Genomic DNA, 24,006 nt, shown 5'->3' on the forward strand with positions numbered 1-24,006 from the left:
AATTCATTGCCGTCATGGTGAACCTGTCATGGCGAGCTTGTCGAGCCACGAGCCATGAGCCCGGACAAAACGCGCGTTAGGAAGTCCACCCTGAGACACTACCCGGTATTATTCGGCATTGCATTATTCGCCATATGGCCGCAGGTTTGCGTGGCGGCGGATGCGCCCGCGGTTTACGCCATGTGCAGGAACTGCCACAACTATCCGGGAAGCATCGGCCCCCGGTCCGCGCCGGACCTTTCGGAGTCCACCTATACCCTTGACCAGTTTCGGAACCAGTTAATGAACGGATCCAAATGGCCCGGCAAACCCCCGAAGAAACAGAAGTACCGCTGGAAAGAAATGCCGCCCCAGATAGGGCTTGCCGAAAAGCAGATAGTGGAGCTTTACGGGTATATAGTGAAGAGCCGGTAGGTTACGGCTCCCAGGCCGGGTCGGCGTCCAGCTCCATGTAATCCATGAAGGCGGGGTTGGCGCTGTCTGCGAGATATTTATACGCTCCCACGGCGGCTATCATCGCCGCGTTGTCGGCGCATAATGACACCGATGGGATAATCACCGGCAGGCCCAGCGCCGCGCCCAGCGTCCGCATCCTTTCCCGCAAGGCGCCGTTACAGGCCACGCCGCCGCCCACCGAGATGGATTTGGCGCCGGACACATCCACCGCCACCTTTGTTTTCGCTATCAGCGCGTCTATCAGCGATTTCTGGAACGAGGCGCAAATGTCCGCCACGGGCATCACTCCGCCAGCTTTCTCCTGGGCGCGGATGATGTTCTTCACAGCGGTCTTGGGACCGGAGAACGAAAAATCCATCGTGTCGCCGGGAAGGGCCACAGGCACATGGAATTTCGCCGACCCTTGCCGGGCCATCCTTTCCACCTCCGGCCCGCCGGGGTATGCAAGGCCCAGCATCTTGGCCACCTTGTCGAAAGCTTCCCCCGCCGCGTCGTCCCGGGTTCCGCCCAGCCGTTCCAGTTTGCCTATCTCCCGCACCACGAAAAGCTCCGAATGGCCGCCGGACACCAGCAGGGAAACCATGGGCAAAGGCGCCTGGGGATTTTCAAGAAACGCGGCGTACACATGCCCATCCAGATGGTTCACACCAATAAGGGGGATGTTCCTGGCGTAGGCGAAAGCTTTGGCGTAGGACACGCCCACCAGTAACGCCCCCACCAGCCCCGGCCCCCGGGTGACGGATACAAGGCCGATATCTTGAATGGATACCCTGGCCTTGTCCAGCGCCTCCATCGCCAGCGGGCTTATAAGCTCCGCGTGACGGCGGGAGGCCAGTTCCGGCACCACGCCGCCGTATTTGTTATGGATGTCCGTTTGCGACGCCACCACCGAGGATAGTATCTCGAACGGTCCCCGCGCCACCGACGCGGCGGTCTCGTCGCAGGAGGTCTCCAGCCCCAGTGTTAGAAGGTTATTTTCGTTCATGGCATGTCAATGATACAGCAATTGTATTTGTCATGGTTCGTGGCCCGGCAAGCTGGCCATGACAGGCCCACCATGACAAATGACACGTTGCCGTCCCGAGTTTGCCGAAGGGCGGGACCCTTCGCCTTCGTTCAGGTGGCAACTTATGCTTCACCGCGGTCGCCGACCACGGGTCTGGAGAACAAAAGAGAAGCCAGGGCCGGGCGACGCCGGGGAAGCCAAATGATTCTTCAAACATTATCCGTGATAAAATTTTCTGATGAAAGTGAAGGAACTTGCGCGTCTAATAGAAAAAGATGGCTGGTTTATGGTTCGGCAAAGAGGTAGCCACATGCAATTTCATCACAGCCAGAAAAAGGGGACGGTTACAATCGCCGGAAAGCCGTCAGCCGATGTTCATCCATTCGTAGTAAACAGTGTTCTAAAACAGGCGGATATTAAAACACCCGGCGCGGGCGGCGGAGGCCAGAATGAATAAATACCTTATCTTTATTGAAAAATACGGTGACAGCTTTTCAGCTTTCGCGCCGGATTTGCCAGGGTGCGTAGCCGTTGGTGAGACAATTGAGGAAACGGAAGAATTAATGCGCCAGGCCATTCATATGCATCTTGAGGATATGAAGCAAACGGGGGAATCTATTCCATCCCCCTCGGCGGTGTTCCGATATGTGGAAGTGTAAGAAGCCTGCGCCGTGCGACGCCGGGGAAGCGGGATGTGGGGGCGAGGGATAAAAATCCGGTAGTGTCTCAGTTTGAAAGTACGGGGGAGATTCTTCGCTTACGCCCGGAATGACAATATAAAAGCCGTTGATAACATTGTCATCCTGAGCGAAGCGCAAGCGAAGTGAAGGATCTGTCTGTTATTTGAGATTCAAACTGAGACACCACGAAAAAACTCTCCCTGTTGTTTTTTTTCTCCGCCGCTGGTAATATGCGCCATCAAGTTCATGGGGCTATGCCCGTTTATTACCCGGAAAACAGCAAAATGCGATTTATAACCGCCATAGTTTTCGCGCTACCCTTGTGGCTTTTCGTGGCCGCCCCGCAGGCCGAGGCCCGCGACGCGGAGGCGATAATAGCCGAAGTGGGGCTGGCGGACGTCATTTGCGGGCTTAGCCACGGGCAGGTGGAAACTTCGCGGGGCGCCATGGCCGCTGAAGGCGCAAGCGCATCGCCCGCATCACACAAACATGGCGGCAAATGCCACGGCGCGCCGCTGGTGGTAGCGGCGGTCGATGAATGTTGCCATTCCATGTGCGGCCCTGGCGACGCCATTGCCAGTTACGATCCTGGCAAGATTTTTCACATGATCACGTACCAGGCGGCAAAGCCTTTGCCCCTGTATGAAGGCGCTCAGCCTGTTACCGGGCGCATCGTCCCCCATTTTAGAACCGACGAACCCAACCCAAGACCTCCCACAGCCTAAGTTCCCGTCACGCTTTTGCCGTTCCGGCGTTACGGCCGGATATCTATCCGCGTGTCCGGGTTTTCCGGGCGGTTGAATCCAATTAACAATCCGGCGCCGGGGTATTTATACCCATTGGCGCATAACTTGAGGTTTGGGCAGTGAAACTGTTATCCACTTTTAAAGCCATGGCGCGCATGCTGGCGGCGCCCGCCCTGTTCCTTTTCTCCATTGTGGCGTTGAGCGCCTGTGGCTCTTCCTCCGGTACGCCCGGTTACGATGTGGAGCTTGTTCCAGGTTCCATGGCCACGGGCAAAAGCTCGTTCCAGCTTAAGGTGACCAGGAAAAGCGACGGCTCCCCGGCCACCGGCCTGGCCGGGAACATAGAGCTTGCGCCTTTGATGAACATGGGGACATTCGTCCATTCCACCGCTATTCCCGCGGACGCGGTTTCGGAGTCATCCACCCCGGGCACTTACGACTGTACGCTCTTTTTCGTGATGGGTGGCGACTGGACCGTGGACGTGACCATAGGATCCGAGACCACCACCCACGCGATGACGGTTGGAATGGGCATGGGGTCGGACACTTCGGTGGTCAGGATGAAGAACGCCAGCGACATGTATATGTCCATGGACGGCGCCATGGGCATGAGGAACTACTATCTGTTCACCGATAGCCTCGTGCCCGGGGAAACCCACGGTAGCGCGCTCACCGTGTTCGTGGCCACCCTGCAAGAGGGGCTGATGAGTTTCCCGCCGCTTACCGCCGGGCTTCAGCTTATGGGTATGGATGGATCTGTCCAGAAGACCATAGACAACTTCACGCTTGAAATCTCCGGCGACGGAGTGGAGTGGGACGCCATGACCTGTGACGGGAATTCCCGGTGCGAGGGGCATCTCCATCACGCATACGCCGCCGGTGAGCAAGGCACGGCCTATCTGCGGTTGACGGTGAACGGCGATGTTTACACCACCGACGGCGCGGCGGCCAACAACTCCGCCGATCCGGCCAGCAACAACGCCAACGCGGTTTTTACGGTCACCATGGGCGGCAGTGACATGTCCAGTGGCGGCATGTAATGCGCTCTTTTAGCCATTCTTTCCTCATCTCCCTTTGCGCGGCGGCCCTTTTCCTCGGGGCCGCCGCCCCTATGGACGCATGGGCCGCGTCATGTTGCGGGGGCGGTTCCGCATCGTCGCTTGTCATGCCCAAATTCTCCCAGGGGATGCTGGACGTTTCGCTGGACATGGAAAAATACGACGGTTACTGGAACGCCGACGGAAAATACCTGCCAGACCCTCCCGGCTCCAGCCTGAACCAATACCGGTTGAACCTGGCCGGAGCAAAACGCCTTGCTCCCCGGTGGCAGGCTTATATTTCGCTACCGCTGGTGTGGAACGACAACCGGTATTCCGCCGTGAAGTCGGACACCCGGGGGGTAGGGGACGTTTCCTTGGGCTTCTGGTACGAGGCGTTCGACAACATCATGTGCGTGTGGAAAGTGCGGGAAATAGCGGATATGAAGCCCGCCGTTTACCTGGGCGCCTCCCTTACGGCGCCTACTGGCGCATCGGCATACGATGATGTGAAAAGCAGTTTCGACGTGACCGGGCGGGGCTTTTACAGGCTGGACGCCAACCTCCTGCTGGAAAAGACCATCTTTCCGTGGAGCGTGTCGTTCCAGTATTCATACGGGGTTCATCTGGAACGCCCCATCAACCGGGAGTATGGCGAGTATGTCAATCCATATCATAAAAAACTGGGGGACAGGAGGCTGTGGTCGGTCTCCGGCGGATACACCCATTTCATGGAGAGCATGAACTCCCTGAGCGCGGGCCTTTCGTACTCGGACCTGCTGGAGTCCGGCGGAACCATAGACGGTATGGGCGACCCGACATCGGGGATGAAAAAGCGCTCTGTGGCGGGCACATTGGCTCTGGCCAGCGACGACCGGGACTGGGTGTTGAAATTCAGTTTAAGCCACACATTCAAGCAAGACGGTTTCGGGGCCAACTTTCCCGCCACGGACATCTATACCATAGGGGTAAGCCATGTATTACGCTAGACTGGCGCTGATATTGCTCGCGGGTTTTTTAGCCTCCTGCGGGGACATGAAGAACGACCTGCTCCCTTCCGGCGAAGACCGCTCGGCCTCGGCCCAAACGGAGGAAACGGTGGTGGAAACGGTGGCCGATTTCACGTTGCCGGACACCCTGAACAGGTCCGTATCGCTGTATGAAACCCTGGCCGGTTACGATGGGGTGGTACTTTATTTCACCATGTGGTGCCCCGTATGCTCGGCGCACATGGACCATATGCTGGCCAACGTGACGCCGCTTTACCCCAATGTGAAGTTCTTTTTGGTGGATTACGTTTCCGGCTCGGTGGAGGCGGCCCGCACGGCGGAGGTATCCAACGGTTACGCCATCTCGGCGTTTACAACCCTGGTGGACGTAAATGACGACCTATTAAAAACCTTCGGCGCCACCATGGGGACAACCGTGGTGATAGACAGTTCCGGAGCCATTGCAATGAAAGAAGACTACAAGGATGGAACAGCCCTGAAAGCGGCGCTGGAGGGGTTGAAATGAGGCGGCTTCCGTTCGCGTTCTTTTTGACCGTGGCCTTTGCCGTTCCGTTATGGGCCGCCGCTGAAAATGAGGGATACATCGCCGGGGAGCGGCTGTTTAATTCCCGGTGTGGCCTGTGTCATCAGCTTCCAGACCCCAAATCCTTAAGCCGCGCCCAATGGCAGGTGGCCCTTAAGACCATGAACAAGCGGCTTGAACGCAACGGCATGGAGCCCCTTACAGATGTGGAGAACCAGGCTTTACGGGCGTATTTTGAGGCTGTCGGGGCGGGGAATTGACCAATCACTCCTTAACGGCCCATTCATTAAAGTGAATGGGCAAAGCTTGGTCCCTCCCCCTTCCTTGCGCCCCAAACCATAAACTTTCCGCTAACGATAATTGAAATTGAATTAGTTCCAGAAGGTGATATATTTTTAATTGTAGAAATCAGGGGGGCCTGAGGTCATAAATTTGGTATCGCTCACCGCAGTATAGGAGCGGAACCTTCGGTAAAACCACTCCATCTTCCGGGAGGGAATATGAGCGACGCTGTAACGGCTGAAACGGGCGTCAAACCGGGCCAGCAAGGGCGGGGTAAAGAGGGCAAATACCTCACCTTCGTCCTGGGCGAAGAAGAATACGGCCTGGACATCACCAAGGTCAAAGAAATCATAGGGGTAATGGAGATAACCCACATCCCCCGCACGCCTCCTTTCATAAAGGGCGTTATCAACCTCCGCGGCAAAGTCATCCCGGTGATAGACCTCCGCCTCAAGTTCGGCATGGAAGAGGCGGAATACACCAGGGAAACGGTGTTCATCGTGGTGGAGGAGTCGGGCATACTCATGGGCATCGTGGTGGACACGGTGCGGGAGGTGCTGGACATCCACGAGGCGGACATCGAGCCGCCCCCTCAATTCGGCACCCGTCTGAATACCGATTTCATACTCGGCATGGGCAAGATTCAAGGCAAAGTGAAGATCCTTCTGGACATAGAGAAGGTGCTTTCCGCCGAGGAAGCCGCCATGCTTACCGGTTTGGCTAAGGAAGACTGAGAGGCTTTTTCATAAATTTCCATAGGGCGGCGCGATGGCCCGAAATGGATTAGGGGAGGTCCCGTCATGAACTTCAAGAACATGAAACTCGGAACCAAAATCATCAGCGGTTTTCTGGCCATCCTCGTGATAGCCCTCGCCTTGGGCGGTTTGGCCGTTTGGAACATGTTGAACGTCAAGACTGATACAACCCAACTTGCTGAAGAATATATCCCTGAAGTGGAAATCGCCATGGAGGTGGAGCGTTACGCACTGAAAAGCGTGATAGACATGCGGAGCTACGGTTACACAGGGGACGCCAAACAGCTCGAAAGCGGCCGGAAGAACATGGGTGAAATCAGGAAGCACCTGAAGGAGGCCGACGAGCTGGCGGACCGGGCCGAAAACCTGGTGAAGCTAAAGGGCGCCATGGCGGACGTGTCCAAGATACTTGCCGAATGGGAGGCGCTTGTAAACGAGACCGAAAAACAGAACAAGGAGCTGGATACCCACCGGGTTGAGATGACCGAAACCGCCAAGGTTTTTGTGGACAATGTGAACACCTATCTTGCCGATCAGGACGGGAAGATAAAGGCGGAGATAAAGGCCAAGGCCCCGGCGGATAAAGTGGCCTCCAGGGTAATGAAGATAAAGCTGATCAACGACGTGGTTGATTTTGGGAACGCCATCAGGGTTGCGTCCTGGCAATCCCAGGCCCTTCGGGATCCCGCCATTCTGGATCCTGTCATGAAGAATTTCGACGAGATAGACAGGATAGTAAGTGAAGTGCTGGCTACAACAAGCCAGGAGGCCAACGTACAGCAACTTACGGCCATCAAGGAATCCGCCGCCAATTACAAGCAGATTTTGGCGGATATGAACGAGATAGCCAAGAAACTGCAAGAGATCGGCGTAAAACGGCAAGCCGCGGCAAATACGACCGCTGAAAAGGCCAGGGGCGTGGCTGATGATGGCATGGCGACCACCGTAAGGCTGGCTGATGAAGCTGAACTGATGCTCAACACCGCCTCATGGGTGATGATCATCGGCCTTGGCGTGGCGGTGGTATTGGGGCTGGGGCTGGCGTTCATAATTACTCGCGGAATAACCGGCCCAATGAACCGGATCATCGAGGGGCTTTCGGAAAGTTCCGACCAGGTGGCGGCGGCGGCGGGGCAGATCTCGTCCTCCAGCCAGTCTTTGGCGGAAGGCGCCACGGAGCAGGCCTCCTCGCTGGAGGAAACCTCGTCGGCGCTTGAGGAAGTGTCCGGCATGACACGGCAGAACGCCGACAACGCCAACCAGGCCAGTTCCCTTGCGCGGGACACCCGCGCCGAGGCGGAAAAGGGGAACCAGGCCATGGGCGACATGATCAACTCAATGAAGGCCATCAACAAGTCTTCAGAGGAGATAGCCAAGATCATAAAGGTGATCGAGGAGATAGCGTTCCAGACGAACCTCCTGGCCCTCAATGCCGCGGTGGAGGCCGCCCGGGCGGGCGAGCACGGCAAAGGTTTCGCCGTGGTGGCCGAAGAGGTTAGGAACCTGGCCCAGCGTTCGGCCACGGCGGCCAAGGATACCGCCGCGCTCATAGAAGAGGCGGTGAAACGGGCATCCGAAGGGTCGGACATGGCCAACCGGGCCGGTGAAGTGCTCCACATCATAGTGGAGAGCGTAAAGAAAGTAACCGACCTGGTGGCGGAAATAGCCGCCGCCTCCAACGAGCAGGCGCAGGGGGTGGACCAGGTGAACACCGCCGTGTCGCAGATGGACAAGGTGACCCAGCAGAACGCCGCTGGCGCCGAGGAAACCGCGGCCGCGTCCGAAGAGCTGAACGCCCAGGCCGAGCGGCTTAAAGACATGGTGGGAGAGATGGTTGCCATGGTGGAGGGTTCGTCGTCAGGGCGGTTTCGCGGCGCCCAGGCTGGCGCGGTTAAAAAGGTGAAACCCAAAGGGGCGCTGAAAGCCCCGGAGCTTCACGCTTCAAAGGAGAAAGCCGCGCCGCGGCGCATGGGGGCTAAAGAGCCGCAGAATCCTAAAGAGCCTTCCGGCGGCAAAGGCAAGGCGGATGACATAATCCCTCTGGATGACGATTTTAAAGACTTCTAGAGCGACGTTATCCCGGCAAGGCGTTTAAACGGCCCTCCGCTGTAAAGGCGGAGGGTTTTTTATGACCGTGGCGTGACCTTTCCCGGCCTCCCGCTTACCTTGCAGGCCGTTCTTGTCAATATTCCCCCCTGGTAAGCATCCAGCGGCCGTAAAAATAGTTTGCAAGGAGCGTGAAATTATTATACTAATAATCAAAGTATATTTTCATATTACAGGAGGCGGGCTCATGGTTGACGGAGGCGGGAAGCTGAGCGGCGCGGCTAAAAGCATGCTTAATGAAAGAAAGAAGCTGTTGACCGCGTTGAACAAAAAGAGCAAGGAAACGCTGGATCTTCAGATGAAGCTTACGGAGCTTCATGGGGAGCTGGTCAAGGAGGGGGTTTACCTTGATACGAACGCAATCATGTGCTGGTGAACTAAAAGGTCTAAAGGGGCATGCCTTGGGGCCGCGTTCCATACGCGTTTACCGGTGATGACGTTTTCCTGGTGGACAGCCGGGGTGGGCCGGTGTGGCCCCTCCGGTCTGAAACCGAGCTTATTGCCCTTCAAGCGCTGGCGCGTATCTTCGGCGGGGAGCTTTTTGAGACCCATGGGGTTGCCGGGCCGCCGGCCGCAGGGAGGGAAACCGTCGCAGTCTATGGGGAGGTGGATGAATACTCCGCCCGTCTTTACGCGCATCTCACAGGCCGCAGGTTTTTGAGGGCGGAGGCTTTGCGGGACATATCACAAGCCCCAGGCCTGTCGGTATTGATTACTGACGGCGGATCTCTTACGGGGAAAACCCTTCAGGCCATAAATAATAACCCAGTCTCACGGTTCCAGGTTCCCGGCGTAATCTGCGGTTATCACCCGGACCAGTTCCGGCTTCTTGCCATTTTAAAGACCGCTTCCGCGCGCTTTGTTACCGCCGGTTATGGGGATGTGGTGGAGATAGCGCCAGAACTGCCCTTTGCCGGCGCCGAGACTGAAGGGATTTCGCGGTTTGGCGGAAAGGCCAAAGTGGGCATGTTGAGGAACGCCTTGGGAAAAGGGAGCGATCAGGTTTTGATCCACTCCCATTCGGACGGAGTGGATGTTTCCCTGGGCCCGGGTGGTGTTTTGTGCCCTGTGACGGCCAAGATGAAGCCCACCGGTGCATTAACGCCGGATTGCATGGAAACAAAAAACTGTTTCAGGCTGGAGACGCCCATCATCCGGGCGCAACGGAACAAGGTTTTGATACGGCCAGAGGAGGTGAGGTGCCGGGTACTCACACTCAGCGCCTGCTCGGCCCTTTTGCCGCCGGATTGGCATGTGGATCAGCGTATGGGGATAGCGCCAAGACTGCATGTTTCGCCATTCGTAGGCGCGATGATAATAACCTGCGGGCTTTCACACACAAGCTTGCGGTTTATGGAGAAACTGGCCGGATTAATCGGGCAGGGGGTTCCTGTGGGGAAAGCATTGGCGAAGTTCCGGAAGATGGACATGATGAACGGAGGTGGCCGGAACCTCTATTTGATGGGGGATCCCCGCGTGGCGATACCCCCGGCCGGGCGCCGGGCTAAAACGCCTGTGGCTAAAATACCGGGCGGCAGAAGAAAAAGAGTGTTAATTGGGCGCGCAGGGGCGCAGGGGAGGCTGGCTTTTTTAAGGCTTACGCTGATGTCTGTGATAAGCGGGGGGAAAAAATCTTCCATAGCTGGAGAGGCGCAGGAGGCGCTGAACGCGCTTCTTGCGATGGAATATGCCCTGTCGCAGAATTGCCCACCCAAAGCCGTAAACTTTTGCGCGCTCCAGTCCAGGGTTATAAGACTTCTTCTTCAAACCCTCAGGTTTTACGATGATTGGCATAAGTTTTCGGAGCCGGTTGGAGAGTCCTTGCCGCATGGCGTTTGCCCGCGGTGCGGCGGCCTGGCCGAAATGCCCCGGCTCAAGCTCCGGATAGAGGGGGCGCCCAGCCGCCGCAAAACCCTATGCGCATATTGTGGCGTGCTGGAGGACACCTCGGCGGACTCAACCTTTTACCTTGACGCCACCCCGGAAGGCCGTTTGAAACTTATGGGGGAAAAGCCCACGGCGCCATGCGAGGGGGGCGCGCTGGCCCATGAAGTGGGCACGGGGGGAAAGCTGTATTTCCCGTGGCCGAAAACCGGCGCTGGAAAACTTGCCGCATATATGGATACCGGCAAAAGGTTCAGACCGGGCAGGTATTGTTTCCACTTCATGGCGATGTATGGGCTGGACATACATTACTCCATGCTTTTCTACCGCCCGGCGGCCAGCAAACGCTGATGGCGCGCGGCAAAAAGGGCGAAGCCGGGGAAAGGGTGAAAGAGCGGCCCGTTTTCATCTTCGCTTCCGGCCAGCGTACTGGAAGCACTTTGTTACAGCGACTGTTGAACACTCACCGGGACATACATATTTGGGGTGAGCATTCCGGGGGGCTTGAACCAGGGCTGGCGCGAAATTTACGCATGGCGCGGCAGGGATTAGAGATAGCCGCCACCCGGGACGGCGGCGCGGAACAGTTCGAAAGTTACCGGAAAAACCGGGCCGACCAGTGGATGGCGGCCATGACCCCGCCCGGGCCGTGGGATGACGTGTTCCGCGATGTTTTTATAGATCTTTACGCCGGCGCGGCCAGGGATATTTTCGGAAAACGCCGGTGGGGTTTCAAGGAAACCCTGTATGACGCCGCGGACGCGCGGTTTCTTGCAGGCCTGTTTCCATCGTGCCGGATAATATTCCTGTTCCGTGATGTCCAAGAAACATACCGCTCCATGCGCCGGAACAGCGCCATATCACCTTTTTTTTCCATAGACACATTCGTGGGCCAATGGGTCCGCATAGTCACCTCATTTCTTGAAAACGCAGGAGACAAGCCGAACGTGACGATGGCGCCTTTCTCGCAACTTATAAAAGACCCTCGCGAGGCGATGGAGATGGTGGCCGGGTTTCTTGAGGTGGACGCTGATGGATTTGACATGGGCATTATTAAAAACGTGATTCCCGGGGCGCCGGAAATTAACTGCCCTGCGCCTAACGAAGAGGAGCTGGAGTTTATCGAGCGGGTGGCTGGTGAGACCCGGCGGGAGCTGAAGAAGCGTTTCGGAACGGCTGGATAAAGAATTGTTGAATTAATTCGGGGGGGGCGATGGCTCTTAAATATTTCGGGTGGGAGATAACCCACGCATGCAACTTAAGATGCCTGCATTGCGTCAATAAAACCGGCGCCCGAAGGAAGAACGAGCTTACGTGGGACGAGATGCTTTCCATGATAGGCAAGATAAGGGAAGCGGGCGTTACAACGGTGTTCTTTTCAGACGGGGAGCCGCTAATGTCGCCGCTGTTCATGCCGCTGGCGCGGAGGCTGAGGCAAGAGGGGTTCGGGCTGGCGCTGGTTACCAACGGCACGCTGATGACTTGGGAGATGGCGCGGGAGATAGCCGAGTTAAAGTTCGATGTGGTTGGTATAAGCCTTGACGGGCCGGAGCCGGTTCACAACCATGTGCGCGGGCCGGCGGCGTTCGGGAAGGCGGCACAGGCGGCGCGATGGCTGAAAGAAGGGGGTATAAGGCTTAGCGTTACTACATGCGTGAACAACGTTACGGTGGACACCCTGCCGGAATTCGCCGGGATGGTGAATGACCTGGGCGCCGATGAGTGGCAGTTGCTCACTTTGGTAAAAAGCGGCGATTTATCCGGGGATGTTGTTTATTTCGACAAGGTTGTGGCTGACAAGATGGACAGTTTCGTGATGAGGGTCAAAAACGGGAACGGCTACGGTTTCAATCTGCGGGTGATGAACTGCCTGGACCAGTTGCCGGTGAGCGTGGGGGAAAATCCGTTCAACAACCGGTGCGAGGCGGGAACGACTTTTCTTTGCATGGCCGCCGACGGTCTGGTGAAACCATGTTTCGCCCAGCCGGACGATTATTTCCTGGGGGACATGAGGGTTGAGTCGCTTGCGGACATATATGGAAGGCTTGCCGATCCGGCGCATCCTTACTGGAGCCGGAAATATTGCAAGGGTTTTTGCAACACCATAATTTGACACCCAATGAGCCATGTCAAGTTCCGCCCGCTGGGCGCCACGGGGTTGAAGGTCTCCATCCCCTGTTTTGGCGGCCTGCACCTGGCCACAAAGCTTGGCCCGCGTGAGGCTGAAAAGCTGGTCCGTTACGCCGTGGAGCGGGGCATAAACCTGTTCGACACCTCCCGCGCCTATATGGACAGCGAGGAAAAAATAGGCCGCGGGCTGGAAAATATCAGGGGCGATATCCTGTACTGCACCAAGAGCATGCGGCGCGACGGGACGATCGTGGAAGAACTGGATGCGTCGCTGATGGCGTTGAGGACCGGTTATGTGGACATTTACATGTTTCACAGCGTGGACCGGGAGGAGGATTACAGGAGCGTTATCCGGCGGGCCCTGCCAGCCGTGGAACGCGCAAGGCAGGCGGGCAAGATAGGGCTATTGGGCCTGTCCACCCACTCCCGGCGGATTCTGGAACTTTCAGCGCGGGAGGGGGTTTTCGATTGCCTGCAATTCCCCTTTAACCATGCGCACCGCGCCGGGCTTGCCGATGGGCTTGGAGATGAGATAGCCGGAAAAGGCATTGGCATATTGGCCATGAAACCCTTTGCCGGAGGGGTTTTGAACGATCCGGAGCTGGCCGTAAGTTTCATTGCGCAATACCCATGGGCCGTTCCCCTGGTAGGTTTTGAGAAAAAAGGGGAGATAGACCAGATAATAAGCCTGTTCGAAAATCCGCCCCCTTTCGATGAAAGGATGCGCGCCAGGGCCGACGCGGCAGTGGCCCGGACCGGGAGCGGATTTTGTTGCGGGTGCGAGTATTGCCAGCCCTGTCCCCAGGGCATTTCCGTGGCGGCTATCATGTATTACCCCGTGATAGAGCGGCAATATGGGCGGGAGAAGATGGACGCGGTGACGCTCCAGCGCCACTTTGAGCGGTTTGAAAACGATTGCGACCAGTGCCGCCAGTGCGAAAGCAAATGCCCATTCAGCCTGCCCATACTGGAAATGGCGCCCAGGCATCACCGGCGTTTTGTGAAACTGATGAATGGCGGTTGAGGCGCGGCCTAGTAGATGAACCTGCGGACGCGGGGAATGAAATCGGCGGGCTCCATGAGTTTTGAGATGAAATCGTTGGCGCCCAGCCGGAAGGCTTTCTCACGGGTTTCCATGTTGGAGTCGGACGTGACCACGATTACCGGGACGTTCTTGGTTTTGGGGGCGCCGCGCAGGCGCGTAAGCAGGTCGAACCCGCCCATCACCGGCATGAAGATGTCCATTATCACCAGGTCCGGGATAACGCTATCCATCATGTCCAGAGCCTCCTCGCCGTCGCCGGCCTCCTCGATTACCGCGTCTATCTTTTCCAGGTAGCGGCGGTAAACGGCGCGGACTATTTTCTCGTCCTCCACCAGCAGGATAAGCGGCTTTTTCACCGGGAGCGACGCTATAAACACGCTTCCCTTCCCTTTTTCCGACTCCACCGCTATGGAGCCGCCGTGGGCTTTCATGATGTCGTCGCAGTATGGAAGGCCAAGGCCGGTGCCTTTTTCGCCAGCGGTGCCAAGGGTGGAGGTCTTTATTTCATGACGGAACAGGTCGGGCGCGATCTCCGGGTTTATCCCTATGCCATTGTCCCTCACCGCCACAGATCCCGGCTTACCCTTGGGCTGGAAAAGCTCGACAACGGATCCGGCGGGCGAAAACTTTATGGCGTTGGCGATGAGGTTTAGAAGCACCTGCGAGAAAAGCTCCGGGTCGGCGTAAATCCGCGAGCCGGGGGCCACGTTGTTGCGGATATTGATGGTTTTCTCCTCGGCCACGTATTTCATCGCCGACATGGCCGATTCAGCCAGGATGTGGGCGTCCTGGAATCTAGGCTGGGGGGTAATGGCGCCGGTCTTCAAACGGCTTATGTCCAGCAGTTCGTTGATCATCTGTATGATCCGCTCGCCGCTCTTGCCTATGTGCCACAGCATCTCCCGGTGTTTTACCATAAGGTTCTGGCCCGCCTCGCGGTTGATGAGGTTTAGCAGGCCCACCATGGAGGTGAGGGGCGACTTCAGGTCGTGCGCCACAAGCGACACGAACTTGTCTTTCAACCGGGTGGCTTCCTCCGCCGTTTCCTTGGCCTTTATAAGCTCTTCCTCCGAGGCTTTCCGCTGGTTGATGTCAATCATCGCGCCGCGCAATGACACGGGCTTGCCCTCCACGCGGGTGACGGTGACGATGTCCCGGAACCAGACGGGCTGGCCGTTGGAGTTCATGAAACGGTACTCCAGGTCGTGGTCGAGCCCCTTGCCGGCGGCGGTCATGGAATATTCCACGGCGCGGGCCCTGTCGTCCGGATGGATATGGTTTTTCCAGAAATCCAGCTCGCTCCATTTTTTTATGGGATAGCCCAGGATCTCCACGGCCTGGTTGCTGACGAAGGTGAACTGCCTGGATTGAGGATCCGCCTCCCAGGAGATAAGGCGCACTCCTTCCACCAGGAGCTTGTAGCGTTCCTGGCTTTTTAACAGCGCCTCCTGGGCCACGGCCCGTTCCCTGGCCTCAAGCTTCAGCCTCTGGTTGGCGCTCATAAGTTCCGAAGTGCGGCTGGTTACGCGGGTTTCCATCTCAGCCTGGGCGTTGGCCAGTTCCATTTCCGCTTCCTTCAGCTGGGTGATGTCCACCGCGAAGGCAATGACCCCTTTTATGATGCCCTCCCTGTCTTTGTAGGGGACCTTGTCTATCTTCACCCACCGGGAGCGCCCCTCTTTGCGGATGGTGGTGATGATGTTAGTCTTCGGCTGGCCGGTTATCATCACCTCCAGGTCGTCCAGGCGGAACCTCTCGGCGTCTTCCGGCGGGAAAATATCGAAGGATGTTTTTTGTAACACCTGGGCCCGGCCGGCGCCGATGAAATCCAGGAACGCCTTGTTGGCGCGCACTATCCGGTTTTCCCTGTCCTTGAATATCACCATGGCGGGGATGGCGTTGAGTATTGTCTCCAGCTGTTCTTCCTGCGCCTGCCACAATTCCTCGGCGGCGCGTTTGGCGGCCAGGGCCGTATTTCGTTCGGTAATGTCCCTGGCGATGGAAATAACTGTTTGCTTTCCATCCATGTCAAAAATATGGGAGCTTACCTCAACGGGTATTTTGCGGCCGCTTTTCGCCTTGTGGATCCATTCGATCCTGAGGGACTTTTTCTCCATGAATTCGGCCATTACCGTTTTCAGGTTTACGGTTGGCGAGTCCATCCCGGAGATGTCCGCCACGGTCAGGCCCATAAACTCGCCGCGGCTGTATTCAAGCCTGTGGACGGCCACGTCGTTTACGTCTATGAATGGGCCGGGGGAACCGTCTTCTAAAAGGTGATAGACGAAGATGGCGTCGTTGACGCTGTTGAACAGGAGGCGGTACCAGTCATCGCCCGCCAAAGCTTCCTTTGGTGGCTCTTGCCCGGCGCCTTTGAAAGCCGGTTTGGATATCTGGTCCAGTCCGTTCATTAAAAGCCGCTTACCCCAGAGTTTGCCCTGTAAATTTGGATGCGACAATGGAAAACCGCTTCCTTAATTATAGTCCAATTTCCGTAGTTTTACCGGGGCTGGCGCATGTATGTTTTGACGGATGGGAGGTTGGGGGTTTTTACAATATAATTGGTGGTGTATTAAACAGGAAAGCCGGGAGGAAAATGATAATAGACGCCCACGTCCATCTGGTAACCATGTCCATGATCCTTTCCGCCCAAAAAAAATGGGACAGGGTGAAGCCGGGCATCATGGAGAGGGCCATCGCCCATGGCAGGGCGTTGATCAAGCGGGAAACGCTGACGTTCCTCAAGTCGGTCTCCATCCCGGCCCTCGCCCATATGTGGCTGGAACAAATGGACAAGAACGGGGTGGATAAGGCGCTGTTCCTGCCCATCAGGGGCGAAGGCTTATCGGAGCTGGATGAATTCATAAGCCTGGCGCCTGACAGGTTTAAAGGTTATGTCTTCCTGGACGACCCGGTAAAGAAGAGCTCCCAGGCGGTTCTGCGCCGGTGGCTTGCGACTGGCCGGTTCCGGGGGCTGAAACTTTATCCATCCCTGCAAATGATTTCGGCGGCGGACAAACGGCTGTTCCCGCTGTACGATATTTGCGCGGAATATTCCGCTCCTGTCTTGATGCATTTTGGTATCACACACGCGCCGGTGTCCGACTACCGGTTCACAAACCCCCTGGACATCCAGTATCCTTCCAAGCTCTTTCCGGACACCCAGTTTATGATCGCCCATTTCGGAGCCGGGTTTTTCCGGGAGATACTTCTGCTGGGGTTCCATTCGGAGAATATCCATCTGGACACCTCCGGAACCAACAACTGGCGGTTGTTTCTTCCTTCGGTGATGGGGCTGGACGGGATTTTCAAACGGGCTATCGAGGTTTATGGCTGTCAAAGGATCCTTTTCGGCACCGACAGCGTTTTGAACGGCGTGGCGGGATACCGTCAATTCGTGCTGGATGAGCAGGCGAAGGTTTTGAAAGCCATAAAGCTTAAGAAAAACGACCAGGCGCTTATCATGGGCGGTAACGCCCAACGGCTTTTCAACCTGGACAAGTGACGCGCACTTGAAAAAAACACTAATACTGGCGCTGGCCATGGCCATTACGGCCAATCCGGCTCCGGCCCGGGCCGGGCAGGATGGCCCGGCGGGCGCGTTCTACACAAAAGCCGTTACTTACGGCTCCATAAAGTGGTATCCATGGGATGGCGATACTTTCAAAGCCGCCCGCGCCGTTGGGAAACCCTTGCTTATATATATCGGCCAATACTCATGCGAAACCTGCCTGGATACCATTGTCAAACTATCAGGCGAACCGGAGTTCGCCCAGCTTGTTAATGGGAGCTTTACTCCGGTACTGGTAGATAGCCTTGAACAGCCCCACGTAACCCAGTTTTACCTGCAATATTTCCAGATAACGCTTCGGGAGAGCGGTTGGCCCATGCTGGTGTTCGCCACGCCGGATGGGACGCCGTTCATGGGGTCTGGTTCCTCTTTTGCGCCCCCCGGCGCCATGCATATGGACATGGCCCGAAAAGCCTTGGTCGTTTTTAACGAGGACAAACGCAAGATAAACGGTAATACCGCCGTGCTCCGGGAAGCCTATCAGCGGTTGAACGGGATATCGGCTATCCACGCCAAACCTGGCGCCGTGAAACCGGATATCCTGGAGGAGACCCGCGCCCGGCATGACGCTACATGGGGCGGGTTCGGCCAGGGCGTAAAATTCCCGCAAGCTGTTCTTCTCCGCCATATCCTGTCCAATCCGGACAGCGCGCCGGAAGACATCCTGATGGTAAAAAGCGATGTGGACGCCATGCTTTCATCTCCTTTGCGGGACCCCATTGGCGGCGGTTTTTTCCGTTACGCCAGGACCCGGGAGTGGGACTGGCCGGAACCGGAAAAGAACATGGCCCTCAACGCTGGGATGGTTAACCTGTTACTGGATGTTTACCGCGTCACAAAGGACAATGTATATCTGGCTTTCGCGGTGGAGACGGCCCAGTTCATGCTCCGGGAGTCCTACCGCCCCGGTGGAGGTTTCCGGGCGTCCCAACATTCCGCCGGAGGGGCGTATTACAAATGGACAGCAGACGGGCTGTTAAACGCCCTGGGCGGGGCGGATGGCCCATGGGCCGTAGATATGTTCGGGATGAGCGGCGCTGAAGGGCCGGCCTATCCACGCTTCGCTTCATGGAAAAGCGGGGAAGAGAATGATCCGGCGCAAAGGATGGAACGCGTTAAAAGCGTCTTGCTGGCCAAAAGAGGTCAAACCCTGGCGCCGGACATTGAACATGTAATGGTAACTTCATGGTCGGCGCTGGCCGCGTCGGCGCTGGTCAACATGTACACGGCCACAAGCGCCGAAAAATATTTGATTCCGGCGGTCCGCACCTATGAGTCCATCGAAAGCCATATGAAAAGCGGAGCCATTTTGCCCCATCTGGTGGACGACAAGGGGAAGAGTGGCGGTGGCGCGTTCTTAGAAGATTATTCAGCGTTCATGGCTCTGGCGCTGGATTTATATGAGGCCACGGGTGGAAAGGCATATCTGGCCATGGCGCGGAAAATGGCAATGGAAAGCGAGAAACTGTTCTTGGCGGATGGGGGAGGGTTGTTGATAGCCGCAGTGGACGCGGATGTTCCACTCACCCGGCAAAAAAGCTTTCTGGATGGGGCCGCTCCGGCCCCGGGGGGGCTTATGGCCCAGAATTACGCACGGCTTTACGGGTTCACAGGCCTGGTAAAATATTCCGAAAAAGCCGCCAGCGCCTCGGCGGATGGACTTAGGCTGTACGGCCTGGCCCCGCTGGCCGTGGCATCTTACGCCCAAGGGGCCATGATGGCCAAAGAAGGCGCAATGCTTTCAATCAGCTTGTCGGGCTCAGTTAACGACCCCGAATATTGGGCCGTGTTGGGGGAATTGCGGCAGGCGCCCATATTCAACAAGGTCATCATGACATCACCCAAACAAAGCGGGCCGGTGACGATGGAGGCCAGGCGCGCCGGAAACATAAAAACGATCACGGGCCCGCAAGCCATCCGTGAAATGGTAGAATCGGAAACGTTAAAATTTAAACAATTCGAAAAGTTATGGACAGCGACAAAGGACTCTCCGTTGAAATAGTAAAGCTTGAAAAGCTTCCCGACGACCGGGTTCCCGCTCCTTACAAGGGCGGATTCGCCTATACCATAAAGATCATCAACAAGAGCGGCGTTACGGTCCAGCTTCTGGGCCGGAAATGGATGATAAAGCAGGCCGACGGTTCGGTGGAGACAGTGGAGGGGGACGGCGTGGTGGGCGCCCAGCCTGTGATCGCGCATAACGGGGAGCATGTTTACACCAGCTATTGCCTCCTGCACGGTACGCACGGGGCCATGTGGGGGTTTTATTTCGGGCGTGACCTGGAGGACAATCCCGTGATGTGGCGGATACCGAAATTCGAGATGCGGATGGAGGCCCGAAGCGGATTCGGCCCGGAAGACGGGCTGGACGAAGCCCCATAGCATCGCGCATGGCTACTTTTATTAATGAAAACTCGGGCCAAGTTGTTGTAACATAACCGTCGAACGCTACTTGGCCGAAGAGGTAACCCAAGCGTACAACAGGGGGAGTTCAATGAGCGCTATCGCCGAGATACTGGCCCGGGAGATTATGGATTCCCGCGGGAATCCCACAGTGGAAGTGGACGTTTATCTTGAATCAGGGGCCTTTGGGCGCGCGGCGGTCCCGTCGGGAGCCTCCACCGGTTCGCGGGAAGCGCTGGAAATGCGGGATGGCGACAGCAAACGCTATCTGGGCAAAGGCGTACTGAAAGCCGTGGAGAACGTGAACGGCAAGATAGCCCCCAGGCTTCTCGGCGTGGACGCCAGCCAGCAGGCGCTCATAGACATGCTGATGATAGAGCTGGACGGCACATCCAGCAAAAAGAAACTTGGCGCCAACGCCATCCTGGGCGTATCCATGGCGGTGGCCAAAGCCGCCGCGGACGAGAGCGGCCTGCCCCTTTACCGCTACATCGGCGGGGTCAACGGTAAAGAGCTCCCCGTGCCCATGATGAACATCATCAACGGCGGCGCCCATGCCGACAACAATGTGGATTTCCAGGAATTCATGATCATGCCTGTGGGCGCGGGCTGTTTTTGCGAGGCCCTTCGGTATGGCTCCGAGGTGTTCCACAACCTCAAATCGATACTGAAGAAGAAGGGTTACGCCACCTCGGTGGGGGATGAAGGCGGGTTCGCCCCCAACCTGAAAAGCAACAGTGAAGCGGTGGAAGTGATTCTGGAGGCGATAACCAAGGCTGGCTACAAACCCGGCAAAGACATCATGCTGGCGCTGGACGCGGCGGCTTCGGAGTTCCACGAAAAAGGCAAATACGTGATGGAAGCCGAGGCCAAGCCCCAGAAAACCACCGACGATATGATCAAGTTCTACGAAAGCCTCGTCAACCAATATCCAATCATCTCCATCGAAGACGGCCTGGCCGAGGGGGATTGGGCCGGATGGAAATCCCTTACGGACGCGCTTGGCTCCAAAGTCCAGCTGGTGGGGGACGATATTTTCGTGACCAACACCGAGATATTCGCCAAAGGTATCGAGAAAGGGGTGGCAAACTCCATCCTGATAAAGGTGAACCAGATAGGCACCCTCACGGAAACTCTGGACGCCATCGAGATGGCCAAGCGCGCCGGATACACCGCCGTGGTGTCGCACCGGTCCGGGGAGACGGAAGACTCCACGATCGCCGACATCGCCGTGGCGGTGAACGCCGGGCAGATAAAGACCGGCTCCATGAGCAGGACCGACAGGATAGCCAAATACAACCAGCTTGTAAGGATAGAGGAAGAGCTTGGGCCAGCGGCGGTGTTCCGCGGGCGGGACGTTTTCACATCCATTTGCTGATAGGGTGGTTCTTTAAGGATGATGGACAGGAAACCCTGGTTTCTTTTCGCAGTATCGGTGGTGTATTTCCTTTTGGTTACGATAGCCGCCCGGTACAAAGAGAACGGGTTTAATGACATAAACCGCTTATCCACCGCCATAGCGGAGGTTAGGGAAAAGATAACCGGGGTCACCGAAGAAAACGGCCTTTATGTTAAAGAGCTGGCCCAGATAACCGCCAGCGACGAATATGTTGAGGCCATCGCCCGGGAAAGCCTGGGGGTGGTAAAGCCCGGCGAGGTGGTTTACGAATTCGTGGATATTGAGAAGATAGCAGGCCACCAGCCGGTAAATGAGACGGCGGGGGAACCGTCTGAATAACGCCCGGCTTTAAGTGGCGGTCCATTCTCTGGCCTGTAGCGAGGGAAACGTAAAGCGGCCCGGCCTTTTACGGGAAAAAGGCTATTTTGTGCCATGGGCGCGAAAAAACTACCGGTTTCAGTGGAAATAAGTAATAATCAGGTTCCATAGTCTGTGGCTACTTGGGAACCTTTCCGCATTTCCGCGCCTGATTCCCGGCGCCATTTTTTCGTTCATGGGCGTTTTCGTTCTTTATTTTTGCGACTTTGAATAAATGAAGGAATTGCTGAAGAACCTGCTGGCGCTAAAAGCCCATACTTTAAGCGTAAAGCTTTCCATCCTGATGGGCATCCTTTTCCTCATTTTCTCCCTTTTTAACATATTAACCTACGCGTACAAGCAAAAAGAGCAGGCTATTTTCGAAGCCGAAACCAACGCCAGATCCATCGCAAATACGGTATTAAGCTCCCTCAACTCCATGATGGAGCAGGGGAGCATAGACCAGCGGGGGCTTTTCATAGACCTTCTGAAGAAAACCAGTGAAGGGTTGGATGAAATAAGGGTTTTCCGGAGCCACTCTGTGGTGAAGCAATTCGGCGAAGGACTGCCCGGCGAGGCGCCGGTTGACGAGATTGACCGGAGGGTGCTTGAGACCGGCAAACCGGAATTCCATTTGGTCGGGGAAATGGGCCACATGAAACTGAGGGCCGTGGTGCCATTTCTGATAACCGACAACCGTGGCGGGATTAACTGCCTTAACTGCCATGATGGCAGGGCCGGGGACGTTAACGGAGCCATAAGCATGGTGATAAGCCTGGAAGAGGCGGAAAAGCTTGGATTGTCGGATATCATAAAGACATCTTTCTTCCACCTGATCGAGCTTATCATCCTGCTTACGATGGTGCTATATATCATATACAGGGTTGTGCTTACGCCTTTGGGCAAGATAACCCATATGATAGAAGAGCTGGGCCGGGGCAACCTGCACGACAGGCTGGACATCAACAGGAAAGACGAGATGGGCCAGATGGCCAAGGTTATGAACCAGTTCGCCGACAATTTAAAACACGAGGTGGTGGCGGCGTTCGACAAGCTGGCGGAGGGGGATTTCACCTTCGAGGCCAAAGGCGTTATCCGCGACGGGCTAAGGGTGACCAACGAAAACCTGAACCGCCTGATCGCTCAGATTAACGCCGCCGGGGAGAAGATAGCATTCTCGTCGGTGCAGGTGCTGTCTTCCAGCGAATCGCTGGCCTCCGGCGCGCAGGAGCAGGCCGGCTCCATAGAGCAGATAACCCATATCATGGAGCAGATGCGTTCCAAGATCGGCATAACGGCGGAAAACGCCATGGAAGCCAACAGGCTTATGACCACAGCCAAAGAAGCCGCTGTGAACGGCAACCGCCAGATGGAAGAAATGGTGGGCGCCATGGCGCGCATTGTGGAGTCTGGCCAGAGCATATCCAAGATCATCAAGGTGATAGACGAAATAGCGTTCCAGACAAACCTTCTGGCGCTCAACGCGGCGGTGGAAGCGGCCCGGGCCGGAAGGCACGGCAAGGGCTTCGCCGTGGTGGCAGAGCAAGTGCGAAACCTGGCCGCCAGGAGCGCCAAGGCCGCCAAGGAGACCGAGGAGCTTATCGAAAGCTCCGTTGCCAACTCCAGGAATGGCGCTCAGATAGCTTCCAAGACCGCAGGCGCTCTCAACGAGATCGTGGAGTCGGTAGGGAAAGTCACCGGCTTGGTGGAAAACATCGCCCACGCCTCCGGCGAACAGGCCGAAGGGATAAACGTGGCCAACGAAGGGGTTACACGGATAGACCGGGTGACCCAGCAAAACGCATCCATCGCCAGCGAAACCACCGAGGAGGCCGAAAAACTGGCGGCCCAGGTGGTGGAGCTGAGGAAGATGCTCTCCCGCTTCAGGCTTAAGAGCTTGCCCCACGGCCAGCCTGGCAATCAACAGCAGGTTAGAAGGCTCCCTCCGGCCCGCTAAAGGCGGAGTTACCCTCCATTCTTAAAGTGGGGTAGTGTCTCAGTTTGAAAGTACAGGGGAGATTCTTCACTTACGCTCAGAATGACAATATAACAGCCGTTGATAACATTGTCATCCTGAGCGAAGCGCAAGCGAAGTGAAGGATCTGTCTATTATTTGAGATTCAAACTGGGACACCACCTAAAATGGACTATGCTGTAAGGTATGGAAGACATATTCTCGAAATTGCGGCAGGAAGCCATCCAAAAAGCGGAAGAGCGAACCAAGGCCTCTCCAGCCAATGAAGGCTCAAAGCCATTTGACGATGAGCGGATTGTCCGCCAGGTAGCGGAATTCACCGGCCTATCGGTGGATGAAGTGGCCTATTGTTGCGGGAACATCTGCCCCCATTGCGAAACTTTTCTGGACAAGGCCATAGCCCTGGTGGAGCTTGGATATGGGCATCACCTGTTTATGAATCCCATGCAGGAAGACTATTTTACCGATGCGCTGGACACTTTCCGGCGGGATCGGCGGGAATACGAACTGAAAAAACAGGATCTTATGGACAGGATGCGGTAACCCCCCCATTGTTTACGGTGGGGCGGAGCGGGGTTGGTTTTTTGTCTGGGGTCATTCCTTTCCCTATAGTTAAGCAAGCCCGGAAAAATATTTTTAAC

24 protein-coding genes are annotated in these 24,006 nt (G+C 56.5%); 22 read left to right on the forward strand and 2 right to left on the reverse strand.

Features of this window, described 5'->3' with window-relative positions; translation table 11 throughout:
• Window positions 1-54: 54 nt before the first annotated feature.
• Window positions 55-414 carry a hypothetical protein gene (locus tag HY751_13990; GenBank protein MBI4667508.1) on the forward strand — a complete coding sequence of 120 codons (360 nt, stop codon included), beginning with the start codon at window positions 55-57 and terminating at the stop codon, window positions 412-414.
• Window position 415: 1 nt separating this feature from the next.
• Here the strand turns inward: HY751_13990 and tsaD are convergent, their stop codons facing one another.
• A complete protein-coding gene (tsaD, locus tag HY751_13995) occupies window positions 416-1,441 on the reverse strand; it encodes a tRNA (adenosine(37)-N6)-threonylcarbamoyltransferase complex transferase subunit TsaD (GenBank protein MBI4667509.1) in 1,026 nt (341 codons plus the stop codon).
• A 259-nt stretch (window positions 1,442-1,700) separates the two neighbouring features.
• Between tsaD and HY751_14000 the strand changes: the two genes are divergently transcribed.
• From HY751_14000 to HY751_14065, 14 genes are all read left to right on the forward strand, one after another.
• Window positions 1,701-1,919, forward strand: a complete 219-nt coding sequence (locus tag HY751_14000; protein MBI4667510.1) for a type II toxin-antitoxin system HicA family toxin — start codon at window positions 1,701-1,703, stop codon at window positions 1,917-1,919.
• Entirely contained in the window at window positions 1,912-2,121 is a 210-nt protein-coding gene (locus HY751_14005) for a type II toxin-antitoxin system HicB family antitoxin (GenBank protein ID MBI4667511.1), read from the forward strand. The genes HY751_14000 and HY751_14005 overlap by 8 nt, the downstream gene beginning before the upstream one ends.
• A 305-nt stretch (window positions 2,122-2,426) precedes the next feature.
• On the forward strand, window positions 2,427-2,867 hold the full coding sequence (locus HY751_14010; GenBank protein MBI4667512.1) for a hypothetical protein: 441 nt from the start codon (window positions 2,427-2,429) through the stop codon (window positions 2,865-2,867).
• Between the two features lie 140 nt (window positions 2,868-3,007).
• Window positions 3,008-3,928, forward strand: coding sequence for a hypothetical protein (locus HY751_14015; GenBank protein MBI4667513.1), 921 nt, complete (start codon window positions 3,008-3,010; stop codon window positions 3,926-3,928).
• On the forward strand, window positions 3,928-4,914 hold the full coding sequence (locus HY751_14020; protein MBI4667514.1) for a hypothetical protein: 987 nt from the start codon (window positions 3,928-3,930) through the stop codon (window positions 4,912-4,914). The genes HY751_14015 and HY751_14020 overlap by 1 nt, the downstream gene beginning before the upstream one ends.
• On the forward strand, window positions 4,901-5,440 hold the full coding sequence (locus HY751_14025) for a redoxin domain-containing protein (protein MBI4667515.1): 540 nt from the start codon (window positions 4,901-4,903) through the stop codon (window positions 5,438-5,440). Before HY751_14020 ends, HY751_14025 begins: the two co-directional genes overlap by 14 nt.
• Window positions 5,437-5,718, forward strand: coding sequence for a hypothetical protein (locus HY751_14030; protein MBI4667516.1), 282 nt, complete (start codon window positions 5,437-5,439; stop codon window positions 5,716-5,718). Before HY751_14025 ends, HY751_14030 begins: the two co-directional genes overlap by 4 nt.
• 240 nt (window positions 5,719-5,958) lie before the next feature.
• On the forward strand, window positions 5,959-6,474 hold the full coding sequence (locus tag HY751_14035; protein MBI4667517.1) for a chemotaxis protein CheW: 516 nt from the start codon (window positions 5,959-5,961) through the stop codon (window positions 6,472-6,474).
• Between the two features lie 66 nt (window positions 6,475-6,540).
• Window positions 6,541-8,562: an MCP four helix bundle domain-containing protein gene (locus tag HY751_14040; GenBank protein ID MBI4667518.1), complete on the forward strand. Its 2,022-nt coding sequence runs from the start codon at window positions 6,541-6,543 to the stop codon at window positions 8,560-8,562.
• Window positions 8,563-8,788: 226 nt separating this feature from the next.
• A complete protein-coding gene (locus HY751_14045; GenBank protein MBI4667519.1) occupies window positions 8,789-8,977 on the forward strand; it encodes a hypothetical protein in 189 nt (62 codons plus the stop codon).
• A 20-nt stretch (window positions 8,978-8,997) separates the two neighbouring features.
• Entirely contained in the window at window positions 8,998-10,836 is a 1,839-nt protein-coding gene (locus HY751_14050) for a hypothetical protein (protein ID MBI4667520.1), read from the forward strand.
• Window positions 10,836-11,669: a sulfotransferase gene (locus tag HY751_14055; protein MBI4667521.1), complete on the forward strand. Its 834-nt coding sequence runs from the start codon at window positions 10,836-10,838 to the stop codon at window positions 11,667-11,669. Before HY751_14050 ends, HY751_14055 begins: the two co-directional genes overlap by 1 nt.
• 29 nt (window positions 11,670-11,698) lie before the next feature.
• Window positions 11,699-12,598: a radical SAM protein gene (locus HY751_14060; GenBank protein MBI4667522.1), complete on the forward strand. Its 900-nt coding sequence runs from the start codon at window positions 11,699-11,701 to the stop codon at window positions 12,596-12,598.
• A gap of 6 nt (window positions 12,599-12,604) precedes the next feature.
• Window positions 12,605-13,639 carry an aldo/keto reductase gene (locus HY751_14065; protein ID MBI4667523.1) on the forward strand — a complete coding sequence of 345 codons (1,035 nt, stop codon included), beginning with the start codon at window positions 12,605-12,607 and terminating at the stop codon, window positions 13,637-13,639.
• A gap of 8 nt (window positions 13,640-13,647) precedes the next feature.
• Here the strand turns inward: HY751_14065 and HY751_14070 are convergent, their stop codons facing one another.
• On the reverse strand, window positions 13,648-16,071 hold the full coding sequence (locus HY751_14070; GenBank protein ID MBI4667524.1) for a PAS domain S-box protein: 2,424 nt from the start codon (window positions 16,069-16,071) through the stop codon (window positions 13,648-13,650).
• Window positions 16,072-16,256: 185 nt separating this feature from the next.
• On the opposite strand from HY751_14070, the gene HY751_14075 reads away from it, so the two are divergent.
• The 7 genes from HY751_14075 (at window position 16,257) to HY751_14105 (ending at window position 23,908) form a co-directional block, all read left to right on the forward strand.
• Window positions 16,257-17,165 carry an amidohydrolase gene (locus HY751_14075; protein ID MBI4667525.1) on the forward strand — a complete coding sequence of 303 codons (909 nt, stop codon included), beginning with the start codon at window positions 16,257-16,259 and terminating at the stop codon, window positions 17,163-17,165.
• Window positions 17,166-17,172: 7 nt separating this feature from the next.
• On the forward strand, window positions 17,173-19,233 hold the full coding sequence (locus tag HY751_14080) for a thioredoxin domain-containing protein (protein MBI4667526.1): 2,061 nt from the start codon (window positions 17,173-17,175) through the stop codon (window positions 19,231-19,233).
• Window positions 19,200-19,613, forward strand: coding sequence for an ApaG domain-containing protein (locus tag HY751_14085; protein ID MBI4667527.1), 414 nt, complete (start codon window positions 19,200-19,202; stop codon window positions 19,611-19,613). The genes HY751_14080 and HY751_14085 overlap by 34 nt, the downstream gene beginning before the upstream one ends.
• Window positions 19,614-19,725: 112 nt before the next feature.
• The gene (eno, locus tag HY751_14090; protein ID MBI4667528.1) at window positions 19,726-21,012 is read left to right on the forward strand and encodes a phosphopyruvate hydratase; all 1,287 of its coding nucleotides are present in this window, start codon (window positions 19,726-19,728) and stop codon (window positions 21,010-21,012) included.
• A gap of 18 nt (window positions 21,013-21,030) precedes the next feature.
• Window positions 21,031-21,372: a septum formation initiator family protein gene (locus tag HY751_14095; protein ID MBI4667529.1), complete on the forward strand. Its 342-nt coding sequence runs from the start codon at window positions 21,031-21,033 to the stop codon at window positions 21,370-21,372.
• Between the two features lie 253 nt (window positions 21,373-21,625).
• Complete coding sequence (locus HY751_14100; GenBank protein MBI4667530.1) at window positions 21,626-23,347, forward strand: HAMP domain-containing protein; 1,722 nt, start codon at window positions 21,626-21,628, stop codon at window positions 23,345-23,347.
• Between the two features lie 204 nt (window positions 23,348-23,551).
• A complete protein-coding gene (locus tag HY751_14105; protein MBI4667531.1) occupies window positions 23,552-23,908 on the forward strand; it encodes a hypothetical protein in 357 nt (118 codons plus the stop codon).
• The last annotated feature ends 98 nt before the right edge of the window (window positions 23,909-24,006 follow it).

It is taken from the genome of Nitrospinota bacterium, from assembly GCA_016208975.1.
Taxonomy (GTDB): domain Bacteria; phylum Nitrospinota_A; class UBA7883; order UBA7883; family JACRLM01; genus JACQXA01.